At 40.4% G+C, this 20,935-nt stretch carries 20 protein-coding genes and 2 pseudogenes; 7 read left to right on the forward strand and 15 right to left on the reverse strand.

Annotated features, from left to right (window positions below):
- The first annotated feature begins 165 nt into the window (after positions 1-165).
- Positions 166-372, forward strand: a complete 207-nt coding sequence (locus DPV92_RS02800) for a hypothetical protein (protein ID WP_111353586.1) — start codon at positions 166-168, stop codon at positions 370-372.
- Here DPV92_RS02800 and mtgA read toward each other — a convergent pair.
- From mtgA to DPV92_RS02840, 8 genes are all read right to left on the reverse strand, one after another.
- Positions 364-1,170, reverse strand: coding sequence for a monofunctional biosynthetic peptidoglycan transglycosylase (gene mtgA / locus DPV92_RS02805; protein ID WP_111353587.1), 807 nt, complete (start codon positions 1,168-1,170; stop codon positions 364-366). The two genes, DPV92_RS02800 and mtgA, sit on opposite strands and share 9 nt — an antisense overlap.
- Positions 1,157-1,465, reverse strand: a complete 309-nt coding sequence (gene trpR / locus DPV92_RS02810) for a trp operon repressor (protein ID WP_111353588.1) — start codon at positions 1,463-1,465, stop codon at positions 1,157-1,159. The genes mtgA and trpR overlap by 14 nt, the downstream gene beginning before the upstream one ends.
- Positions 1,466-1,534: 69 nt before the next feature.
- Complete coding sequence (lolA, locus tag DPV92_RS02815; protein WP_111353589.1) at positions 1,535-2,161, reverse strand: outer membrane lipoprotein chaperone LolA; 627 nt, start codon at positions 2,159-2,161, stop codon at positions 1,535-1,537.
- A gap of 93 nt (positions 2,162-2,254) precedes the next feature.
- On the reverse strand, positions 2,255-5,107 hold the full coding sequence (gene polA, locus DPV92_RS02820; RefSeq protein ID WP_111353590.1) for a DNA polymerase I: 2,853 nt from the start codon (positions 5,105-5,107) through the stop codon (positions 2,255-2,257).
- Positions 5,108-5,243: 136 nt separating this feature from the next.
- Positions 5,244-6,053: a tryptophan synthase subunit alpha gene (gene trpA / locus DPV92_RS02825; protein ID WP_111353591.1), complete on the reverse strand. Its 810-nt coding sequence runs from the start codon at positions 6,051-6,053 to the stop codon at positions 5,244-5,246.
- Complete coding sequence (gene trpB / locus DPV92_RS02830) at positions 6,053-7,246, reverse strand: tryptophan synthase subunit beta (protein WP_111353592.1); 1,194 nt, start codon at positions 7,244-7,246, stop codon at positions 6,053-6,055. The genes trpA and trpB overlap by 1 nt, the downstream gene beginning before the upstream one ends.
- 17 nt (positions 7,247-7,263) lie before the next feature.
- Positions 7,264-7,701 carry a hypothetical protein gene (locus DPV92_RS02835; protein ID WP_111353593.1) on the reverse strand — a complete coding sequence of 146 codons (438 nt, stop codon included), beginning with the start codon at positions 7,699-7,701 and terminating at the stop codon, positions 7,264-7,266.
- Complete coding sequence (locus DPV92_RS02840; RefSeq protein ID WP_111353594.1) at positions 7,694-8,455, reverse strand: SDR family oxidoreductase; 762 nt, start codon at positions 8,453-8,455, stop codon at positions 7,694-7,696. The genes DPV92_RS02835 and DPV92_RS02840 overlap by 8 nt, the downstream gene beginning before the upstream one ends.
- A gap of 179 nt (positions 8,456-8,634) precedes the next feature.
- Between DPV92_RS02840 and purM the strand changes: the two genes are divergently transcribed.
- Positions 8,635-9,669, forward strand: coding sequence for a phosphoribosylformylglycinamidine cyclo-ligase (gene purM / locus DPV92_RS02845; RefSeq protein WP_111353595.1), 1,035 nt, complete (start codon positions 8,635-8,637; stop codon positions 9,667-9,669).
- A gap of 146 nt (positions 9,670-9,815) precedes the next feature.
- On the forward strand, positions 9,816-10,478 hold the full coding sequence (gene purN, locus DPV92_RS02850; RefSeq protein ID WP_111353596.1) for a phosphoribosylglycinamide formyltransferase: 663 nt from the start codon (positions 9,816-9,818) through the stop codon (positions 10,476-10,478).
- 149 nt (positions 10,479-10,627) lie between these two features.
- On the opposite strand, the gene sstT is transcribed toward purN, so the two are convergent.
- Positions 10,628-11,845, reverse strand: a complete 1,218-nt coding sequence (gene sstT, locus DPV92_RS02855; protein WP_111353597.1) for a serine/threonine transporter SstT — start codon at positions 11,843-11,845, stop codon at positions 10,628-10,630.
- A 231-nt stretch (positions 11,846-12,076) separates the two neighbouring features.
- On the opposite strand from sstT, the gene DPV92_RS02860 reads away from it, so the two are divergent.
- Both DPV92_RS02860 and DPV92_RS02865 read left to right on the forward strand, forming a co-directional pair.
- Positions 12,077-12,439 carry a diacylglycerol kinase gene (locus DPV92_RS02860; RefSeq protein WP_111353598.1) on the forward strand — a complete coding sequence of 121 codons (363 nt, stop codon included), beginning with the start codon at positions 12,077-12,079 and terminating at the stop codon, positions 12,437-12,439.
- A gap of 118 nt (positions 12,440-12,557) precedes the next feature.
- A pseudogene (locus tag DPV92_RS02865) lies at positions 12,558-13,028 on the forward strand (metallophosphoesterase); the annotation flags it as partial.
- Positions 13,029-13,238: 210 nt separating this feature from the next.
- Here DPV92_RS02865 and DPV92_RS02870 read toward each other — a convergent pair.
- From DPV92_RS02870 to DPV92_RS02890, 5 genes are all read right to left on the reverse strand, one after another.
- A complete protein-coding gene (locus DPV92_RS02870; protein WP_111353600.1) occupies positions 13,239-14,426 on the reverse strand; it encodes an aspartate aminotransferase family protein in 1,188 nt (395 codons plus the stop codon).
- A gap of 199 nt (positions 14,427-14,625) precedes the next feature.
- Complete coding sequence (gene argB, locus DPV92_RS02875) at positions 14,626-15,480, reverse strand: acetylglutamate kinase (protein WP_111353601.1); 855 nt, start codon at positions 15,478-15,480, stop codon at positions 14,626-14,628.
- A 9-nt stretch (positions 15,481-15,489) separates the two neighbouring features.
- On the reverse strand, positions 15,490-16,431 hold the full coding sequence (gene argC / locus DPV92_RS02880) for an N-acetyl-gamma-glutamyl-phosphate reductase (protein WP_111353602.1): 942 nt from the start codon (positions 16,429-16,431) through the stop codon (positions 15,490-15,492).
- 146 nt (positions 16,432-16,577) lie between these two features.
- Positions 16,578-17,294, reverse strand: a complete 717-nt coding sequence (deoD, locus tag DPV92_RS02885) for a purine-nucleoside phosphorylase (protein WP_111353603.1) — start codon at positions 17,292-17,294, stop codon at positions 16,578-16,580.
- Between the two features lie 95 nt (positions 17,295-17,389).
- Complete coding sequence (locus DPV92_RS02890; RefSeq protein ID WP_111353604.1) at positions 17,390-18,652, reverse strand: NupC/NupG family nucleoside CNT transporter; 1,263 nt, start codon at positions 18,650-18,652, stop codon at positions 17,390-17,392.
- A gap of 229 nt (positions 18,653-18,881) precedes the next feature.
- On the opposite strand from DPV92_RS02890, the gene yczE reads away from it, so the two are divergent.
- Positions 18,882-19,526: a membrane protein YczE gene (gene yczE / locus DPV92_RS02895; protein ID WP_111353605.1), complete on the forward strand. Its 645-nt coding sequence runs from the start codon at positions 18,882-18,884 to the stop codon at positions 19,524-19,526.
- Between the two features lie 53 nt (positions 19,527-19,579).
- Positions 19,580-19,937: pseudogene (locus DPV92_RS02900) on the forward strand (peptide-methionine (S)-S-oxide reductase).
- 44 nt (positions 19,938-19,981) lie between these two features.
- On the opposite strand, the gene DPV92_RS02905 reads toward DPV92_RS02900, so the two are convergent.
- A complete protein-coding gene (locus DPV92_RS02905; protein ID WP_111353606.1) occupies positions 19,982-20,890 on the reverse strand; it encodes a lysine exporter LysO family protein in 909 nt (302 codons plus the stop codon).
- Positions 20,891-20,935: the final 45 nt, after the last annotated feature.

Below are 20,935 nucleotides of genomic sequence, written 5' to 3' on the forward strand. Positions count from 1 at the left end.
ATCTCATAGAGATAGATTATAATAAATTAACTAATTTATTATATTTTAAGATGTTTTCTGTGAATTTAGCAGGTGTTGTATACGTACTGAAAATTTTAAAGTGCGTATACAACACCCGCTAGGTTTTCCATAAAAATAATTTATAAAACAATAGATCCAGATAACTTGAGTGACAAATACACTTTAACCACAACCTGTGAGAAAGGTTTAATCCCTGAACAACTTGGTGAGTTAGCGGGTAAACAAACGGTTGCAGCAGATAAAGTCGCAGAAAACGTAGATCAATTGCAAAATAGCGGTATCTCATTGGGTATGTCGCATATTTCTGATAACGGTAAGATTATCATCCGCCTATCCAACGACCTACTCTAACCGATCCAGATACTGCTGTCCTCCCAACGCTGAAACTTGTCGAATAATCCATGCTTGGCGTTTTTTCATAATAGGCCCTGGACGATCTACGCGGTAAATGTTTGGATTTGGTAGCGATGCTGCCAATAAAGCCGCTTCATTTAAGCTCAGATTTTTTGCTGATTTTTTGAAAAAAGTTTGGGCAGCGGATTCCACACCAAAAATGCCGTGACCAAATTCAGCAATATTTAAATAGACTTCCAAAATCCGCTCTTTGCCCCAAAGCTTTTCAATAGCAAAGGTTAGTGGTAATTCAATGCCTTTACGAATCCAACTTTGCCCATGCCAAAGAAACATATTTTTGACCGTTTGTTGGGAAATTGTCGAACCACCTCGCACTTTCTTAGATGTCGCATTTTTTTGCAATGCAATTTGAATGGCATTTAAATCAATCCCAAAGTGACTTTCAAATTTTTGATCTTCAGAAGCAATGACTGCCATTTGCATTTGCCAAGAAATCTTATCTAAACTTACCCATTTTTTCTTAATGTCGTAAGATTTTCCTTCTATCAAATGCCCTACTTTTTGTTGCACCATATAAGCGGAATAAGGAACGGGAACCGTACTGAATAACAACATTACGCTTAATAAAGTCACAAAAATCGGTGCAAAAATTCGACTTGAGCCAAACCATGCCCAACCTAATTTAGTCGAAATTTCCTTAGGCATATAAAAACTTAGCAGCAAATTAAAGAGTTTTTTGGTACTTTTAAATAAGCCTGATGAACGACGCTTTCGGCTTTCTCTACGCTTTACCATTGAGTTTCTCGTTCGCCCAACCTAAGAAATCAGCATCTAGTGTTTTTAGCATATTCGAACCACGCGTGATCGTTGCCGCACTGGTATTCAGTTTTTGCTGAATTTCACGTTGAGACAGATCATTGCTTAGCAAATGCCTAACGATTTGCGTACGTAAACCTAAAGAACCGCGTTCATCTGACGTTAAGAAAAGAGAAAAGAATTGCTCTAATTTTTCTTCTTTCACCGCTTGCTCAAGCAGTTCAACAAACTGTTGCCATTCTTCTGGATCACGTTGTAGGTACACTGTTTTCATTATCTTTCTAAATCTAGTTTGCAAACAAGCGGTTAAATTTTATGAAAAAATAACCGCTTGTTAAGTTCATTATTTTTTACGTTGATCATCAAGCTCAGCGCCTTTTGGCACGCTGAATTTGAATAAATCGTTTGATAAATTTGATGATGCAATATTCCGTAATAAATAGAGATTACTTTGCCCATCGCGTTCAATAGTACTAAAGCCTTTCATTACGCCATTTGCATCAATTCGCACGTCAAACTGCTTAATGCTGCTCTTTTTCGCTTTGGGTTTTAGCACGAAAGTATCTGCATTTTGGACCACATCATATTGATCCCAATGGCTTTTGTTATTGCTGGTTAAGAGCACAAAAGGGGTATTGTTTACTGCATCTTCAACTGTATTTACGGTCACTTGTGAAACAAATGGGTCATAGAACCATAAATTTTTGCCATCAGAGATAATCTGATTTTCTTGCGGTTGTTGAGTATCCATTCTAAACAAATTCGGGCGTTTAACCATAAATTTGCCTTTGCCTGATTGAATTTGTTTACCTTTGCTAGAACGTACGGTTTGATCGAAATCCGTACTATATTGGGTTACTTTTTCCAAACGGCTTTGCAATTCTGCTACCGCATTTTCATCCGCCCAAGCGGTTGAAATTAGTGAAAAAATTGCAAATCCAAACAACGTTTTTCTAAATAATTTATTCATTGATTTTCCTTTTTATAAATGGAATAAATTTGCTTTTTTTGACAACGGGAAAACAAAAATTTTCCTATTGTACTATTAAACTAGTATCAAAAACTAGTGGGCCTCATCCCAGTTATCGCCCACACCTACATCTGCAATCAGTGGCACGTGGAGTTTAATCGCTTTTTCCATCTCAGCTTTAATTAATTGGCTGTAGTGCTCAACCATTTCCGCTTTCACTTCAAATACCAATTCATCGTGCACTTGCATAATCATCTTGATGTTTTCATCGCCGAAAATCGCTTTATCAATGCCAATCATCGCAATTTTGATAATATCTGCCGCCGTGCCTTGCATTGGTGCATTGATTGCCACACGCTCAGCCGCTTTGCGGCGCATTCCGTTACTCGATTGAATCTCTGGCAAATATAAGCGTCTACCTAAAAGTGTTTCCACATAGCCCTGCTCTGTAGCTTTCGCTTTAATATCGGTCATAAATTGCAATACGTTTGGATAGCGATTGAAATAAGCATCCATATAGGTTCTAGCTTCTTGGCGAGAAATGCCTAGCTGGTTCGATAAACCAAATTCCGACATGCCATAAATCAAGCCGAAGTTAATCGCTTTTGCATTGCGACGTTGTTCGTTAGTCACTTCTTCAAGCGACACACCGAAAATCTCCGCGGCTGTTGAGCGGTGAATATCCTTACCCTCCGCAAAGGCTTTTAGCATCCCTTCATCATGGGCAAGATGTGCCATAATACGAAGTTCAATTTGCGAATAGTCAGCAGCCACAATTTTATATCCCTCACGAGTAATAAAGGCTTGGCGAATGCGACGTCCTTCCTCGTTTCGGATTGGAATATTTTGCAAGTTTGGATCACTTGAAGAGAGTCGCCCTGTTGCCGTCACCGCTTGATGATAAGAGGTATGCACACGCCCTGTTTTCTGGTTAATCATTTGCGGTAATTTATCAGTATAAGTTGATTTCAACTTGCTTAATCCACGATGTTCTATCAACAATTTTGGCACGATATGCCCTTCTTGAGCCAATTCCTCCAACACTTCCTCGTTGGTTGAAGGAGCACCTTTAGGCGTTTTTTTCTTCACAGGCAAACCGAGTTTTTCAAACAAAATTTCTTGTAATTGTTTGGTTGAGGCAAGGTTAAAGTCCTGCCTTGCAGCTTGATGAACTTCCGCTTCCACCTCTGCTAAACGCTGTTCAATTTCTTGCGATTGTGCCAATAATTTTTGTGGATCAATTAACACGCCATTGCGTTCGATATGTGAAAGTACTCTCACAAGCGGCATTTCAATCTCATTAAACAGCTTCAACAAGCTCGGCGTTTTTTCAAGCTCTGGGAATAAGGTTTGATGCAATTTCATCGTCACATCTGCATCTTCTGCGGCATATTCAGAGGCGACATCCAAGGCGATTTTATCGAAGGTCAGCTGATTTTTACCCTTGCCCGCAACCTCTTCAAATGCAATGGTTTTATGCCCTAAATAGCGATCTGCCAAATCGTCCATATTATGACGCCCCGTGCTATTAAGCGTATAAGATTCCAGCATCGTATCAAACGCCACACCTTGCGCCTCAATGCCGTGGTTGGCAAACACCGTTAAATCATATTTAATGTTCTGCCCGATTTTTTTGATCTGCTCATCTTCTAAAATCGGCTTTAATTGTGATAAACAAGCGGTTAAATCCAACTGATTTTTTACCAATTCATAGCACACGGTTGCAGTGCTTTCTACAAACAAATCGCCCTGCCCAGCTTGTTCTCTCACTTCTTTTTTGTGAGTCAATGGAATATAGCACGCTTCACCAGAAGCTAAACCAAATGAAATCCCTACAAGCTCTGCCGACATCACATCCAAGGCATTCGTTTCAGTATCGACAGCAACCAATTTTTCTTTTTGGATTTTCTCAATCCATTTTTCTAATTGGGCCTCGGTTCTCACTGTTTCATATTTCGAACGGTCAATTTCTACTTTTGCAATATTTTCTGTTTTTTCGACCGCTTGCGTGACTTCATAATTGGTTGGAATACGTTCTTTGGTGCTAGTCGTCACAGGATTTGTGCCATTCATCACCTCATTGAGCCATTTTTTGAATTCATATTTGCCGAAAAGCTCCAGCAATTTATCGTGATCTTGCGGTGAAGTAGTGAGTTGATCATGAGTAACGTCCAACTCAACATCAGTTTTAATCGTTGCCAATAAATAAGAAAGATCCGCCATCTCTTTTTCAGCTAACAATTTTGGTGCAAAAGTTTTTGCCCCACGAAAACTAAGCTCGGCAACTTTATCTAAATTTTCATAGATGGTTTTAATTGAGCCAATACCTTGCAACAAGGCAAGTGCGGTTTTCTCGCCCACGCCTTTCACACCAGGGATGTTATCCGACGAATCGCCTTGCAATGCAAGCCAATCGATTACCAATTCAGGCGGAATACCATATTTCTCAATCACGCCTTCACGGTCAAGTAAGGTATTATTCATCGTGTTGATTAGCATAATATAATCATTCACTAATTGCGCCATATCCTTATCGCCTGTGCTAATCAATACATGCTTGCCCTCTTTTGCAGCTTGCACCGCGAGCGTGCCGATTACATCATCAGCTTCTACACCTTCAACCGAAATGAGTGGAATGCCCAACGCCTTAATAATGGCATGCAGAGGTTGGATTTGTGAACGCAACTCATCTGGCATCGGCGGACGATGCGATTTATATTGCTCAAACAGCTCATCACGGAAAGTTTTGCCTTTTGCATCAAACACCACCGCAATATGGCTCGGCTCAACTTGTGAAATCAAACTTTTTAACATATTTACCACGCCATACATCGCCCCTGTTGGCTCTCCTTCACGGTTAGTCAACGGTGGAAATGCGTGAAACGCGCGATACAAATAAGAAGAACCATCCACCAACACCAGCGGATTTTGTGCAATAGTCGCCATTTAAAACTCTCTTGATAAATACTTAGATACAATTGCGGATATTATAACGAAAACAAGCGGTTAAATCTTTAGAGAGTTTTGCAAAGAAAAGTTTTGCAAAAAAACGTAAGATTCAACCGCTTGCTCGCTTGTCAAATTAAGCTCGTGTCGCTGCTTTCATTCTCCTCACAAACTCCCCTAATTCCTTAAGCAAGTTTGCTTGGTTATCTAAATTGCGTTCGATAATTTTCACAATCGCTGAGCCTGAAATCGCGCCATCGCAACCTAATGCTAAGGCTTCTTTAACCTGCTCAGGTTTGGCAATGCCGAAGCCTTGCAAAATAGGGGCGGAATTTGACCGCTTGAGAGCTTCAACAAGGTTGTCTAAGTTGGCAGCATGAGATTGGTTCTCTGCACTGGTAACACCTGCACGAGAGACTAGGTAAGTGTAACCTTCAGTCAGTTCTGCCACACGTTTTACTGTCTCTTCGTCCGCATTCGGTGGGCAGATAAACACAGACTGAATGCCATGTTTTTTCGCTGTTGGGACGAATTCTTCCGCGGCTAAAACAGGAAGATCGGCAATTAACATTGCGTCAACTCCCGCTTCGACACAACGTTTGAAGAATACCTCTTGGGTTGGGACGAACACTAAATTGGCACAAAGTAATAAGCCAATCGGCATTTCTGGGTATTTTGCACGGACTTTAGTAATCAGTTCAAAGCAGGCGTCGGTACTGAAACCACCATCTAAAGCACGTTTGTTGGCGGCTTGGATAACAGGTCCATCGAGCAAGGGATCAGAAAATGGGAAGCCAAGCTCTAAGGCATCCGCACCATTTTCAACGAGGGTGTCGATAATTTCTAACGAGCGGTCAAAATCAGGATCGCAAAGCGTGACAAAAGGCATAAAAGCCCCTTCGTTTTTGGCTTTTAATTTCGCAAAAAGGGTATCAAAACGGCTCATTATGCGGCTCCTCCATTTAAAATTTTATCGACCGTGAAAATGTCTTTATCGCCTCGTCCTGAAAGATTAACGACTAAGAGTTGCTCTTTTTCAGGGTTTTGTTTGATTAGTTTCAACGCATAAGCTAAGGCGTGTGAAGATTCAAGGGCTGGAATAATACCCTCGTGTTTGGCTAATTCTTGGAACGCATTTAAAGCTTCGTCATCAGTAATAGAAACATAATCGGCTCTGCCTGTGGCGTTTAAATAAGCGTGTTGTGGCCCGACTGACGGGAAATCTAAGCCTGCAGAAATAGAGTAAGATTCCTCAATTTGCCCATCTTTGTCTTGCATAATAGGCGATTTCATTCCGAAATAGATGCCTGTGGTGCCGTGTTTCAGGGGGGCACCGTGTTCACCCGTTTCAATGCCTTTGCCCGCAGGTTCTACGCCGATGAGTTTCACAGCGGTTTCTTCAATGAAATCTGCAAACATACCAATCGCATTTGAGCCACCGCCCACAGCAGCAATCACCGCATCAGGCAAGCGGTCTTCTTTTTCCAGAATTTGGTGTTTGGTCTCTTCGCCAATCATTTTTTGGAACTCTCGCACAATGGTTGGGAAGGGATGCGGACCTGCGGCAGTGCCGATTAAATAGTGGGTAGTGTCATAGTTTGCCGCCCAATCACGCATTGCTTCGCAGCAGGCATCTTTCAGTGAACAAGAGCCTTTTTGTACGGGAATCACTTCTGCCCCCATCAAACGCATACGGAATACGTTTGGCGATTGGCGTTCCACGTCTTTTGCACCCATATAAACCACGCACGGCATACCAAGCATCGCACACGCCAGTGCGGTTGCCACGCCGTGTTGCCCTGCACCTGTTTCGGCAATAATGCGCGTTTTACCCATTCGTTTGGCAAGCAAAATTTGCCCTAAGACTTGGTTGGTTTTGTGTGCGCCACCGTGTAATAAATCTTCACGCTTTAAGTAAAGTTTGGTATTAGTGCCTTTGGTTAAATTGCGGCAAAGGGTGAGAGCTGTGGGTCTACCTGCGTAGTTTTTGAGTAAATCGGTAAATTCTGTTTGGAATGAAGGATCATTTTGTGCCTCTACAAATGCTTGTTCTAACTGTTTTAAAACAGGCACTAAAATTTCTGGTACATACATTCCGCCGAATTCGCCGAAATAAGGGTTTAAGAGTGTGTCTGACATATTTTTCCTTATATTTCTTACATTAAAAAGAGATTATCGTAAACTTTATAAAAGTTCACCCAAGCAAATAATAAAACAAAAATTCCAGAGATAATTTGAATTAACCAGAAAACAATCCACAAGGTTAATTTAATAAAGAAATTAACCCCGACCTCTGCTAAAATTTTTTGCTGTTTTAAATAAAAACTCCGCAAACTCAATAAATAAGCAGAGAGCATAATAAATAACGGAATAACCACTAAGAAACGAATAAAATAATAAGTAATACTTAATAATTTAGGATCGTCAACATAAAAGAATAGCTCTTTGGCAAACGCGGGATCTTTAATATATTGAGTCATCACCATATAAAGTACAAAAAAGAGTAATGCTGGGGTTAAACCACGCAAAAAAGCTAAATAGGGTTCGGTAATTTCCGTTAAATAATGAGAAAGTTTATTAGGTTGATTATTCATTTTCTTTGGTGATTTTTAAAGGGTTAAAACTTTGCGCCGTTGGCATCACTTCAATACGGTTAATGTTAACGTGTTCAGGTTGTTGGTTCAGCCATAACACAATGTTGGCAATATCTTCAGGCTGAACCGATTGCACATTTTCATACACTTTTGCGGCTTTTTCATCATCACCGTGGAAGCGTACGTTAGAGAATTCCGTGCCACCACAAAGCCCAGGTTCAACATTACTCACCCGAATTTTTGTGCCTGCTAAATCGGCACGCAAGTTCAAGCTAAATTGAGTGACGAATGCTTTGGTGCCGCCATAGACATTGCCGCCAGGGTAAGGGTAATTACCCGCAATTGAACTTAAATTAATAATATGCCCATGATTACGAGCCACCATTTCAGGTAATACAAGGCGTGTAATGTTCACTAAGCCTTTCACATTAGTATCGATCATTTGCGCCCAGTCGTTTAAATCAGCTTGGTGGACAGGTTCTAAGCCTAATGCCAGACCTGCATTATTCACTAATAAATCGACCGCTTGCCAGCCTTCTGGGCGTTGGTTTAATGCCTGTTTGGTGGCTTCTAAATCGGTAATATCAAATGTAAGCGGTAGAAAATCGTTGCCCAATTGCGAATGCAACTCTGCTAAACGGGCTGCACGTCTGCCCGTGCCAATCACTTTATAGCCTGCTTCGATCAATTTTTTACAGATTGCCAAGCCAAAGCCTGCGGTTGCGCCGGTTACTAATGCGGTTGTAGTTTTCATTTTTTCTCCTAGATCCTGAGCTTGTTTGTACTATTAAAGTAGTACAAATAGATTTTGATTGCAAGTAATTTCATTTTAATTTTAAAAATGTCATCAAATGAATTAATTTAACAATATCGCAAACGTTTGCTTGATGGTATAATCTGCCCGATTTTTATTTCAACTGATTGAGGTTAATCGTGAGCAACACACAACTTAGCTACAAAGATGCTGGCGTAGATATTCACGCTGGGAATGAGTTAGTCGAACGTATCAAAGGCGATGTAAAACGCACTCGCCGCCCTGAAGTCATGGGCGGATTAGGTGGTTTCGGTGCATTATGTGCTTTACCAACCAAATATAAAGAGCCGATTTTAGTATCAGGCACAGATGGTGTGGGCACAAAATTACGTCTTGCGATTGACTTAAAAAAACACGATACCATCGGTCAAGATTTAGTGGCGATGTGTGTGAACGATTTAATCGTGCAAGGGGCAGAGCCGCTTTTCTTCTTAGATTACTATGCAACAGGTAAATTAGAAGTGGATGTGGCAGCAGATGTAATTAAAGGCATTGCAGATGGTTGTGAAATGTCTGGCTGTGCATTAGTGGGTGGCGAAACCGCCGAAATGCCAGGAATGTATCACGAAGGCGATTACGACTTAGCAGGTTTCTGCGTGGGGGTGGTAGAAAAATCAGAAATCATTGACGGCACAGCCGTGAAAACAGGTGACAAACTTATTGCTCTTGGTTCAAGCGGTCCACATTCAAACGGTTATTCGTTAATTCGTAAAGTGCTTGAAGTGAGCGGTGCAAATTCAGCGGACTTATTAGAAGGCAAACCACTTGGTGAACACCTTTTAGCACCCACCAAAATCTATGTGAAATCTATTTTACAACTGATCAAACAGACTGAAGTTCACGCCATTGCTCACTTAACAGGTGGTGGCTTCTGGGAAAATATTCCTCGCGTATTGCCAGACAACACCAAAGCGGTGATCGACGAATCAAGCTGGCAATGGCCTGCAATCTTCAACTGGTTGCAAGAAAAGGGTAATATCAGCCGTTATGAAATGTATCGTACCTTCAACTGTGGTGTAGGTATGGTGATTGCATTACCAGAAAAAGATGTTGAAACGGCTCTTGCATTGCTTGAACAAGCGGATGAAAAAGCGTGGGTAATTGGTAAAATTGCTCATCTTGGCGAAGGCGAAGCGCAAGTTGAGATTGAATAGTTCTTCATCATATTGAAATAACTGCGTCAATTAAAAAAATAATTCAGCCCCTTTGGGGCTGATTCTTTATATACCCCAAAGGGGTATGATTATGCCTAACCGTGGGTAATTTATTACCCACGGATTATCATCAATGGGTCTATAAAATGAAAAAAATCGCTGTTCTGATTTCTGGTCAAGGAAATAATCTTCAAGCCATTATAGATGCTTGCTATTCAGATTATATCCCTGCCCAAATTGCTTGTGTGGTAAGCAATAAATCCGATGCTTATGGCTTAACGAGAGCGAAAAAAGCCCTCATTCCACAATCGGTATTTCTTCGCAAAGATTTTGCAAATAACCTCGCGATGGATGAGGCGATTGGTAATTATTTGGAAAAGCAATCTGTCGATTTGATCGTGCTTGCGGGCTATATGAAAATCCTTACCTCCGAATTTACCCAACGTTTTGCAGGCAAAATCTTAAACATCCATCCTTCCCTTCTACCAAAATATGCGGGATTAAACAGCTACCAACGAGCGATTGAAGCGGGCGATACCGAACACGGCACTACCGTCCACTTTGTCAATGAAGAAGTCGATGGCGGTGCGATTGTGCTGCAGGCAAAAGTACCAATTTTCCCTGAAGATAAGTTAGAAGATGTAGAAGCTAGAACACGCGAGCAAGAATATCAAATCTACCCGCTTGTGATTAAATGGTTTATTGAAGGGAGATTGGTGCTTAAAGATAATGTCGCGTATTTAGATGGAAAAGCATTGCCAGAGCATGGTTATGCGAGTGAAGATGACGAAGAAAAATATAAGACATAAAATAAAACCTGCATAACTTTTGATATGCAGGTTTTTCTTTATTTAAATGAGAGCAATTAGAAAATATTAAATGCTAAAAAACAGATCATAGCAAGTGATGCAACAACTGTCATCATTGCGTAACCAAAAGTACCCATTCTATTTTCTCCTTATGAATTTGCTTTGTTATCTTCAGCCATACTTACCGCTGCGGTAAATAATACGTCTGTTGAAGAGTTCAACGCCGTTTCTGCTGAATCTTGGATAACCCCAATAATAAAGCCCACACCGATTACTTGTGCTGCAATATCGTTCGGGATGTTAAATAAGCTACATGCTAATGGAATTAATAAGAGCGAACCACCCGCAACACCAGATGCACCACAAGCACAGATTGAAGCCACGATGCTTAATAATAATGCAGACCAGAAATCAGGTACGATGCCTTGTGTGTAAGCTGCTGCAAGTGTTAATACAGTAACGGTAATTGCCGCACCCGCCATATTGATGTTTGCACCAAGCGGGATAGAAAGAGAATAGATTTCTTCACGTAAACCTAAACGTTTTGATAATCCCATATTCACTGGAATGTTCGCTGCTGAGCTGCGGGTAAAGAATGCCATCACGCCACTTTCACGTAAGCAAAGGAAAGTTAGAGGATATGGATTGCTACGGATTTTCCACCATACGATAAGTGGGTTTAAGATAAATGCAACAATCGCCATTGCACCCAGTAATACTAATAATAAACGACCGTAACCGATGAAAGCATCTAAACCATTGGTTGCAAAAGTATCTGCAACTAAACCGAAAATACCGATAGGTGCTAATGCGATAACAACTTTAACCACCGCTGAAACCGCATCTGCAAAGTCGCTTAAGAATGTTTTAGTACTTGGTGAAGAGTGACGTAATGCGATACCTAAACCGATAGACCATGCTAAAATACCGATGAAGTTTGCGTTTGCAAGGGCTTGAAGTGGGTTATCCACGAGGTTGAATACCACGGTTTTGATAATTTGACCGATGCCATCTGGTGGTGCTAAACCATCAGGGCTTGCTACTAATTCTAAAGTGGTTGGGAATATGAAGCTCAACACTACAGCAGTTAATGCTGCAACGAATGTGCCTAGTGCATAAAGCACAAGAATTGGTTTGATTTTACTATCTGAACCGACTTCTTTATTGGCAATGGTTGACATAACCAATACGAAAATTAAGATAGGTGCGATGGCACGTAAGGATTTCACAAAGAATTGACCTAAAACGCCAACATCTTTTGCCCATTCAGGATTCACAAGGGCTAAACCTACCCCTAAGATTAGACCTACTGCGATGCGTAATACAAGATTACCGCCGAGTAGTTTTGAAGATAAAGAATTACTCATAATGTTTCACTTCTGAAAAAAATAAAAGACCAATTATTCATCGAAAAATGATGAGCTGTCAGATTAGCCGAAAATGCCTTTTAATGGAATAGGGAAAAGTCCAATTCAGATAAAAAATTAAGCTTATTTGCGTTATAACTGGTTATTTTTTGTATAAATGGTGATTTTGTCTTTGTTGCAAATAATTTCTTTAGGTAAAATACTGCCTGTTTTTCTCTTTTGGATTAAGTTATGAAACCTGAAAATAAAGCAAATTTTGCACGTGTTATTCGTGCTGCAGGCTATTCAATGAAAGGCTTGAAATCGGCTTATCTCAATGAGGCTGCTTTTCGCCAAGAAGTTTGGTTGGCGATTATTTTAATTCCGCTGGCGTTTTGGTTCGGCAATGGTGCTATCGAGAAAATTTTACTTCTTGGTAGCATTTTTATTGTCTTGATTGCAGAATTGCTCAATAGTGCGGTGGAATCTGTGGTTGATCGCATTGGCTCGGAATATCACGAGCTTTCAGGTAGAGCTAAAGATATTGGTTCGGCCGCTGTATTTATGGCAATGGTACTTTTTGCCATTACTTGGGGCTTAATCCTCTTCTTTTAATTTGCAAAATCTAGTTTAAATTTGACCGCTTGCAACGATTTTTTACTCACCTTAAAAGGCTTATTATGAAATTTACAAAACACTTTTAGCATTAGCTTTAGCAACCTCTACCTAGGCAATAGCTTATCAAGCAAACAAAACCTATAAATTTACCGTATTACACACAAATGATATACATGGTCACTTCTGGAATAACAACAAGGGCGAATATGGCTTAAGTGCACAAAAAAATGTTGTCGATCAAATTTGCAATGAAGTGGAGAAAAAAGGCGGTTCAGTAATCATTCTTAATGCGGGTGATGTCAATACAGGTGTGCCAGAATCAGATATGCAAAATGCCCGCCCTGATATTGAAGGCTTAAATGAAATCGGCTATGAAGCGATGGTATTAGGTAACTACGAATTTGATTCACCACTTCAAATCTTAACGATGCAAGAAAAATGGGCAAAATTCCCATTCATTTCTGCAAACGTAGTGAATAAACAAACTGAACAACCATTAGTAAAACCTTACATAATGTTAAACAAAAATGGCTTAAAAATAGCCGTTGTAGGCAAAGTAGTGTTTGAAAACCCAATTCAAAGGGCTGATATGTAAACACTGGCTTTATTGATGCAGAAATGTTGAAAAAATATTTTGAAGAAAATAAAGTATTGAAAGCAACAGATTACGATCCGAGAGAAGATGTGATTTTCAAAAACTAAGAATTGATGTTATTCAATACTTAAGAGAAAAAACGCAGAAATTTCAATAATTTCTGCGTTTTTGTTTTACTATGCTATCTAACTAACTTGATTGTTAGGCTTCTAGCACTTCTTTCAACACTGCTATTCCTTTCTCAATTTGCTCATCGTTGATAATCAATGGCGGTAATAAGCGTAATTTAGTTTTCGCGGTTAAGAAAAGCACACCTTTTTCAATGCATTTTACAACTACATCGGCGGCTTTTGTGCCTTCCTCAAATTCTACGCCAATCATTAAGCCTAAGCCAGAGACTGATTTTACTTTAGGTAATGCTGCCAATGCTTTTTGCAATTTTTCGCCTTTACGTTTGACTTCAGCTAAAAATGTATCATCAATTTTCGTTAGCACGGCGTTTGCTCCCGCACAGCTCACAGGGTTTGCTCCGAAAGTGGAACCGTGATCGCTCTTGCCAAGCGTATCTTGCACTTTCTCGCCCAATACAAACGCCCCGATAGGTAAGCCACCGCCCAAGCCTTTGGCAAGCGTAATGATATCTGGTGTTAAACCAAATTGTTGGTAGGCAAACATTGTGCCCGTACGGCCAACCCCCGTTTGCACTTCGTCAATAATCAACAAGGCATCATATTGATGGCAAAGTGCTTGTACACCTTGCAAATATTCGTGATCTAACGAGCAAACCCCGCCTTCACCTTGCACGACTTCCAAAATAATGGCACACACATCTTTTTGACCTAAACGCGTTTCAAGTGCTCGTAATTCATTGGCTGGCGTGTGATCGAAACCTTTGGTGAATGGGAAAAAATGTTGGTGGAATACCTCTTGTCCTGTAGCAGAAAGGGTTGAAATGGTACGTCCATGAAAAGAATTGACCAGCGTTAAAACGGTTGCACGATCTTTTCCATATTTATCGTGGCTATATTTGCGTGCAGTTTTGATCGCCCCCTCGTTCGCTTCTGCACCAGAGTTGGCAAAGAAGACACGTTTTAGACCGCTTGCTTCTGCCAATTTTTTAGCTAAACGAGAAGAAGGTTCGGTGAAGAATAAATTTGAAGTGTGGGCAAGCGAGCTGGCTTGATGCACAACTGCGTTTAACCAATCTTCATCTGCCCAACCAAGACTGTTTACGCCGATACCGCTAGTGAAATCTAAATATTCGTTGCCTTCAAAGTCCCACACTTGGCAGCCTTTTCCGTGTGAGAGTGCGAGGTTAAATCTGCCGTAAGTTTGGGCGATGTAATCGCTGTCTAATTGTTTTATTTCATTGCTGGTTGTGTTTGTCATTGTGTTTTTTCCTTTAAAATTTCACCGCTTGTTTATAGCTCCCCTCTTTAGCAAAGAGGGGTTGGGGGAGATTTGGCAGAAGGTATTACCGAAGAAAGCGATTAATTTTTCGATAATGTTTGCAAAATTAAGCTACATAGAGGAAATCGATATCGCAATCAAATCTCTCCTAACCCCTCTTTTCTAAAGAGGGGGATTTTTACGCATAAAACCTTGTGCCGTTGCCTTTGTCACTCAACATTTCAAGCAAAATGGCGTGCTCTACTCGCCCGTCAATAATTGAAGCCACTTTGCCACCTGCTTGAATAAAATCCGTACAGCAAGCAATTTTCGGGATCATTCCACCTGCGATAATTCCCTCATCAATGAGGGCTTGCACATCTGCTACTTTCACTTCTGGAATGAGTGTACTCTCATCGAAACGGTCTCGCAACAAACCCGCAATATCGGTCATCGACACCAATTTTTCGGCTTTTAAAGCAATCGCAATTTCGCTCGCAGCGGTGTCGGCATTGATATTATAAATTTGACCACTTGCATCTACTCCCACAGTTGAAATCACAGGAATAAAATTCGCATTCAAGGCAATTTCTAACAGTTGCGTATTCACTTTGGTAATATTGCCGACAAAGCCATAATCGACTTCCGCCTGTAATTTTTCGCATTTAATCATTGAGCCATCTGCTCCGCAAAGCCCCACGCCCTTACCTTTTAACAACGCTACGAGGCTTTTGTTCACTTTGCCTGCCAACATTTGCAACACCACATTGATGGTATCTTCATCCGTGACACGTAAACCGTTGATAAATTGCGGTTCTTTGCCAAGCAGTTTAACTCCTTGGGAAATTTCAGGACCTCCGCCATGCACCAGTACGATTTTTACGCCTAATTGGTTGAGCAATAAAATATCTTTCATTACCGCTTGTTTGAGCGCTTCGTTAATCATCGCATTGCCGCCATATTTCACCACAATGGTCTTATCCTGCCATTTGGAAAGGTAAGCGGTTGATTTTTCTAATAAATTTGCGAATTGGATAATCTCTTCGGTTTGCATACTTTTTCCTTAAATCTCAAGCCCAGCGGTTTCTTCACGCCCAAGCATAATATTCATACACTGCACTGCTGCACCGGATGCACCTTTGCCTAAATTATCAAAGTGAGCAACCAATAATAGCTGGGTCTCGTTACCATAAACAAAAATTTCGAGGTTATCTTTGCCACTTAACTGATTAGCAGCGAGCATATTATCTTCAGGCATCTCTGCATAGCTATGCACGGAAATAAGTTTTGAGCCTTGGTAATACTCCGCCAATGATTTTGCAACATCTTCGCCATTTTCGACCGCTTGTAAAGCTACCATTGGCACAGGTACGCTAACCAACATCCCGCTGTAATAATCCGCCACTACAGGGGTAAAAATCGGAGGCTGGTTCGCACCTGTCATCGCTTGCATTTCAGGCAAGTGTTTGTGCTTTAAGCTCAAGCCATACACGCGCGGGGCATCATATTTTTCAGTACGCTTTTTATCTGCATATTCCGCAATCATCCCTTTACCACCGCCCGAATATCCTGTTAAAGAGTGGCAAGAAAGTGGGTAATCCTCAGGCAAAATACCTTTTTCAATCAATGGGCGAACCAAAGCAATATAGCCTGTCGCGTGGCAACCTGGCACAGCAACGCGGTTCGCATTTTGGAGTTTTTCACGCTGCCCTGAGAGTTCTGCAAACCCATAAATCCAATCAGGATTAACCCGATGAGCAGTTGAAGTATCGCAAATACGAGCGTTCTCAGGAGCATGAGCCACAAGTTCTTTTGAAGCCTCATCTGGCAAGCAAAGAAAAGTTAAATCTGCTTCTGCGACTTTCGCCACTCGAGCACTTAAATCTTTGCGCTGTTCTTCTGGTAATGTGAGTAATTCAATATCATCCGCTTGTCCTAAGCGATCGAAAATACGTAAACCTGTTGTGCCTACCGCCCCATCGACGAAAATTTTGTATTTGCTCATATTGGTTTCCTGTTTTTTTTTGAGTTTTGTGTAGTTTATACTGAATTGAATTTAATCTCAATAAAATTGCATAATTATGCAGTATATTGAGTAAATAACAGATATAAAAATCCCCCAAACTTTCGTTTGAGGGATAATGCAATCAATTATTGTTGGTCACCAATTAAAACAGATTCTAATGCGATTTCAATCATGCCGTTAAAGGTTAATTGACGCTCTTCTGCACTGGTTACTTCGTGAGTGCGGATGTGGTCTGACACTGTGCAGATTGCTAATGCTTTTGCACCATATTCCGCTGCCACAGCATAAATACCTGCTGTTTCCATTTCAACACCGATGATGCCGTATTTTTCCATTACATCGAACATTTCAACATCTGGTGTATAGAATAAATCAGCACTGAAGAAATTACCTACTTTTACATCGATATTTTTTGCTTTTGCCGCTTGAACTGCGGCCATGGTCATATTGAAGTCTGCGATTGGTGCGTAGTCGTTGTCTTTGAAACGAATACGGTTTACTTTTGAATCTGTACAAGCACCTAAACCGATTACTACATCATAAACGTGAACATCAGGGCGAACTGAACCGCAAGTACCTACGCGAATCAATTTTTTCACGCCATATTCTGTGATTAACTCTTTTGCATAGATTGATGCGGAAGGGATACCCATACCATGACCCATTACAGAGATTTTACGACCTTTGTATGTGCCAGTGTAACCGAACATATTACGAACATCAGTCACTAATTTCACATCGTCTAAGAATTTTTCAGCAATGTATTTTGCGCGAAGCGGGTCACCTGGCATAATTACAACATCAGCGAAAGCACCTTCTGGAGCGTTAATATGTGGAGTCATTTTTCTTTCCTCTTAATAGATAAACAAAGCAAACGTTTCCGTTTGCTACAAAGCATAACACCACGTTACCGTGGTGTTACTAAATGAATTTGGGATTACGCGATTGAACCGCCTAAACCGATAAACAAGCCTGCAATGGTCGCACTCATTAAGTTAGCCAATGAACCTGCAATAACCGCCTTAATACCAAGACGAGCAATATCACCACGACGATTTGGTGCCATACCACCTAAACCACCGATTAAGATTGCAATTGAACTGAAGTTTGCAAAACCACACAATGCGAAAGTGATAATTGCTTTAGTTTTATCGGTCAATTGAATTGCTGATTCTGGCGATAAATATTTAGAGAATTCTAAATAACCAACAAACTCATTGATAGCAAGTTTTGTACCGATCATTTGACCAGCAATATGAGCTTCTTCCCACGGCACACCAATTACCCATGCAAGCGGTCGGAAAATGTAACCAAATAGCATACCAAGTGAAAGTTCTGGCATACCGAACCAACCACCAACACCACCTAAGATACCGTTCAATAATGCGATTAATGCCACAAATGCGATTAACATTGCTCCAACGTTTAGTGCAAGCTGCATACCTGCACCTGCACCTGCCGCTGCAGCGTCTAAAATATTCGCTGGTTTCTCCATTTCAACTTTAGACATGTCATCGTTAAACTGTTCTGTTTGTGGTACTAAAATTTTCGCAAATAATAAACCTGCTGGAGCCGCCATAAATGATGCTGCGATCAAATAAGTTAACGGAACCCCCATACCTGCATAGCCAGCCATTACAGAACCTGCAATAGAAGCAAGACCACCCGCCATGACAGCAAATAACTCAGATTCAGTCATTTTGCTGATGTAAGGTTTGACGATCAATGGCGCTTCAGTTTGACCTACGAAAATGTTCGCTGCTGCAGACATTGACTCAGATTTTGATGTACCCAATAATTTTTGTAATGCACCACCAATGATTTTTATAATCCATTGCATTACGCCAATGTAATAAAGAAGAGAAATTAATGCAGAGAAGAATACGATTGAAGGGAGAACGCGAACTGCGAAAATAAAGCCATCACCGCCCATTACTTCGAAAATTTTATCGCTTGCTAAGCCACCAAATACGAATTTGATACCTTCAAAACCGTAACCGATCACGTTGTTTACACCGTCTGCTAACGCTTGTAATACATGGCGGCCTGCGGGAACGTAAAGAATTAATGCACCAAGCCCAACTTGTAAACCTAACGCACCTAATACAGTTCGATAATTAATTGCTTTTTTATTTGAAGAAAGTAAAAAGGCAATTAAAAGCAATACAACAATACCTAAAAGGCTGTTTAAAGCATCCATAAAAACCTCAAAAAAGTGAAATATTAATCGTTTTTTATTTAAAAAACGAAGTGGTAAAAAGTTTGGTTACTATAACGGCTTTTTTAAAAAAAATCTTCTGATTTTTATCAAACTTTTGTGCTATTGATTAAAAAATCTTAATTATTTTTTATTCCGAAATATTATAAAAACACAATTTGTTTATGCTATATTATTTTCAACGACTAAAACAATTTTATCTCTACACATTATGTCGAAAAAACCGTCTATTCCACTTATGCCTTGGGCAGCAAAACATCAATGGCAAATCAAACCTACCAATTTGCTGATTATCTCTATTGCGATGGCAATTATGGGCATTGGCGAAGGCTTGCTTGTTTCTGCCAAATTAGGCAATGCGCCTTGGACGGTGCTTTCGCAAGGTTTAGCTTTACAAACAGGGATGTCCATTGGTTGGTCAATTGCATTAATTAGTGCGATTGTTCTCCTGTTTTGGATTCCTTTCAAACTCAAATTTGGTTTAGGGACGATTCTCAATGTGCTCATTATCTCCTTTTTTATCGATCAAACTACCGAATGGATAGAGCAGCCTAAACTCTTATCGACTCGCATTTTTTACATGCTTTTCGGTATCATCATCTTTAGCATCGGCACAGCCTTCTATCTTTCTTGCAAATTAGGCGCAGGTCCTCGTGATGGCTTAATGGTCGGTATTTGCCAAAAATTTGGTTGGAATGTAGGTCGCGTTCGTACCGCTATTGAAATTAGCGTCTGTGGTTTCGGTATCGTAATGGGTGGAACCTTTGGCGTGAGTACTATTTTATTCGCCTTAACTGTTGGCTGGATTATTCAAGGCACTTATTTGCTATTGGAAAGACGATTTTCAGTACTATAATACAAGCGGTCAATTTTTTCTTTTTATAACAAACAAAAGAATACGAGAAATTTATGTCAAGTATTCGTCAAATTTATTTAGCGGGCGGTTGTTTCTGACGGATCCGAAGCCTTTATGCAACGCATTAATGGCGTGATTGATCCAACCAGCATCAACCAACAAGGCTAAGATAAAGAGATTCAATATCGCATAGGGATTCATTATAGTAATCCAGCAGATAAAGAAGTCGTTACTCAAGCGTTAAATTCGCTACAAACACAATATAATCAACCACTTGCAGTCGAAAATAAACCGCTTGAGCACTATTTTCCAGCGGAAGAGTATCATTAAGATTATTTAGATAAAAATCCAAATCGCTATTGCCATATTGATATTCGGTTAATGAATGAGATTTTGAGTAGTCAGAAATAATTATAAATCGTCCAAGTCTAATAGATAAGGGCGGTTTTAGTTTATTAAGACAATCCAATAAAAATTGCTAACAATAATGGTGCCGCAAGGTTTACGATAAAGCCGAAGCTAATTGCTAATGGCACGACTTGCATTCCGCCTGATTTTTGAATGATCGGCAAAGTACAATCTAATGAGGTTGCACCGCCTAATCCCACTGCCGTTGATGGAAAATTCCGCATAAAAAATGGGATCATAAAGAGGCATAAAATTTCCCGCGAAAGATCGTTAAAAAACGCAATACTGCCATACAATGCTCCCCATGCATCGTGCACTAAAACACTTGAGAGCGAATACCAACCGAATGCAGAGGCGTAAGCAAGCCCTTTTATGGCTGGAAAATCAAGCCACCAAGCAGCAATAACGCCACCAATCAAACTACTTACCATAAAGACAATTGAGGTTTGAATGCCTTGTTTATTCAAGAACACTTCTCGCAACGGAATACCGCTATTTCTGAGTTGAATACCAACCCCTAAAATCATGACGACCAATACGACAGAACTTGCATGTGACGGGAACATGAAGAAATCTTTAGTCAAAAAACCAAATAATCCACCTAAAATTGTTACACCAATCAATTTTAATGACATCATCAATTGAGCCAAGCGAGAAGGTAGTTCATCTTGTGCAACGGCTTCGCGAACCATCGGGTGCCATTTATCATAAATCGCAAGGCTAACAACATTGCAGGCGTGAATGGAAAGACTAAGCACGAAAGCTGCGGAGCCAATTTGCGGCAGTTTTTCGATAATATTATCTAGTTGACCAAGCGAAACTCCGATCACAAGTAAAATAAGATAGAGGCAAAGACTCACAATGCGATTAACCCAGTGCAAAATCGTTGGGTGAGAAATGCGTGAAAAATAACCGAGAATGAGAGGGATGAGTACAATCGCCAAGCCGTATAACATTTTATGCCTCGAACAGTGAATTATTGTGGAAATTTTACCAGTGTT

This window comes from Pseudohaemophilus paraphrohaemolyticus, from assembly GCF_003253115.1.
Lineage (GTDB): Bacteria > Pseudomonadota > Gammaproteobacteria > Enterobacterales > Pasteurellaceae > Haemophilus_A > Haemophilus_A paraphrohaemolyticus_A.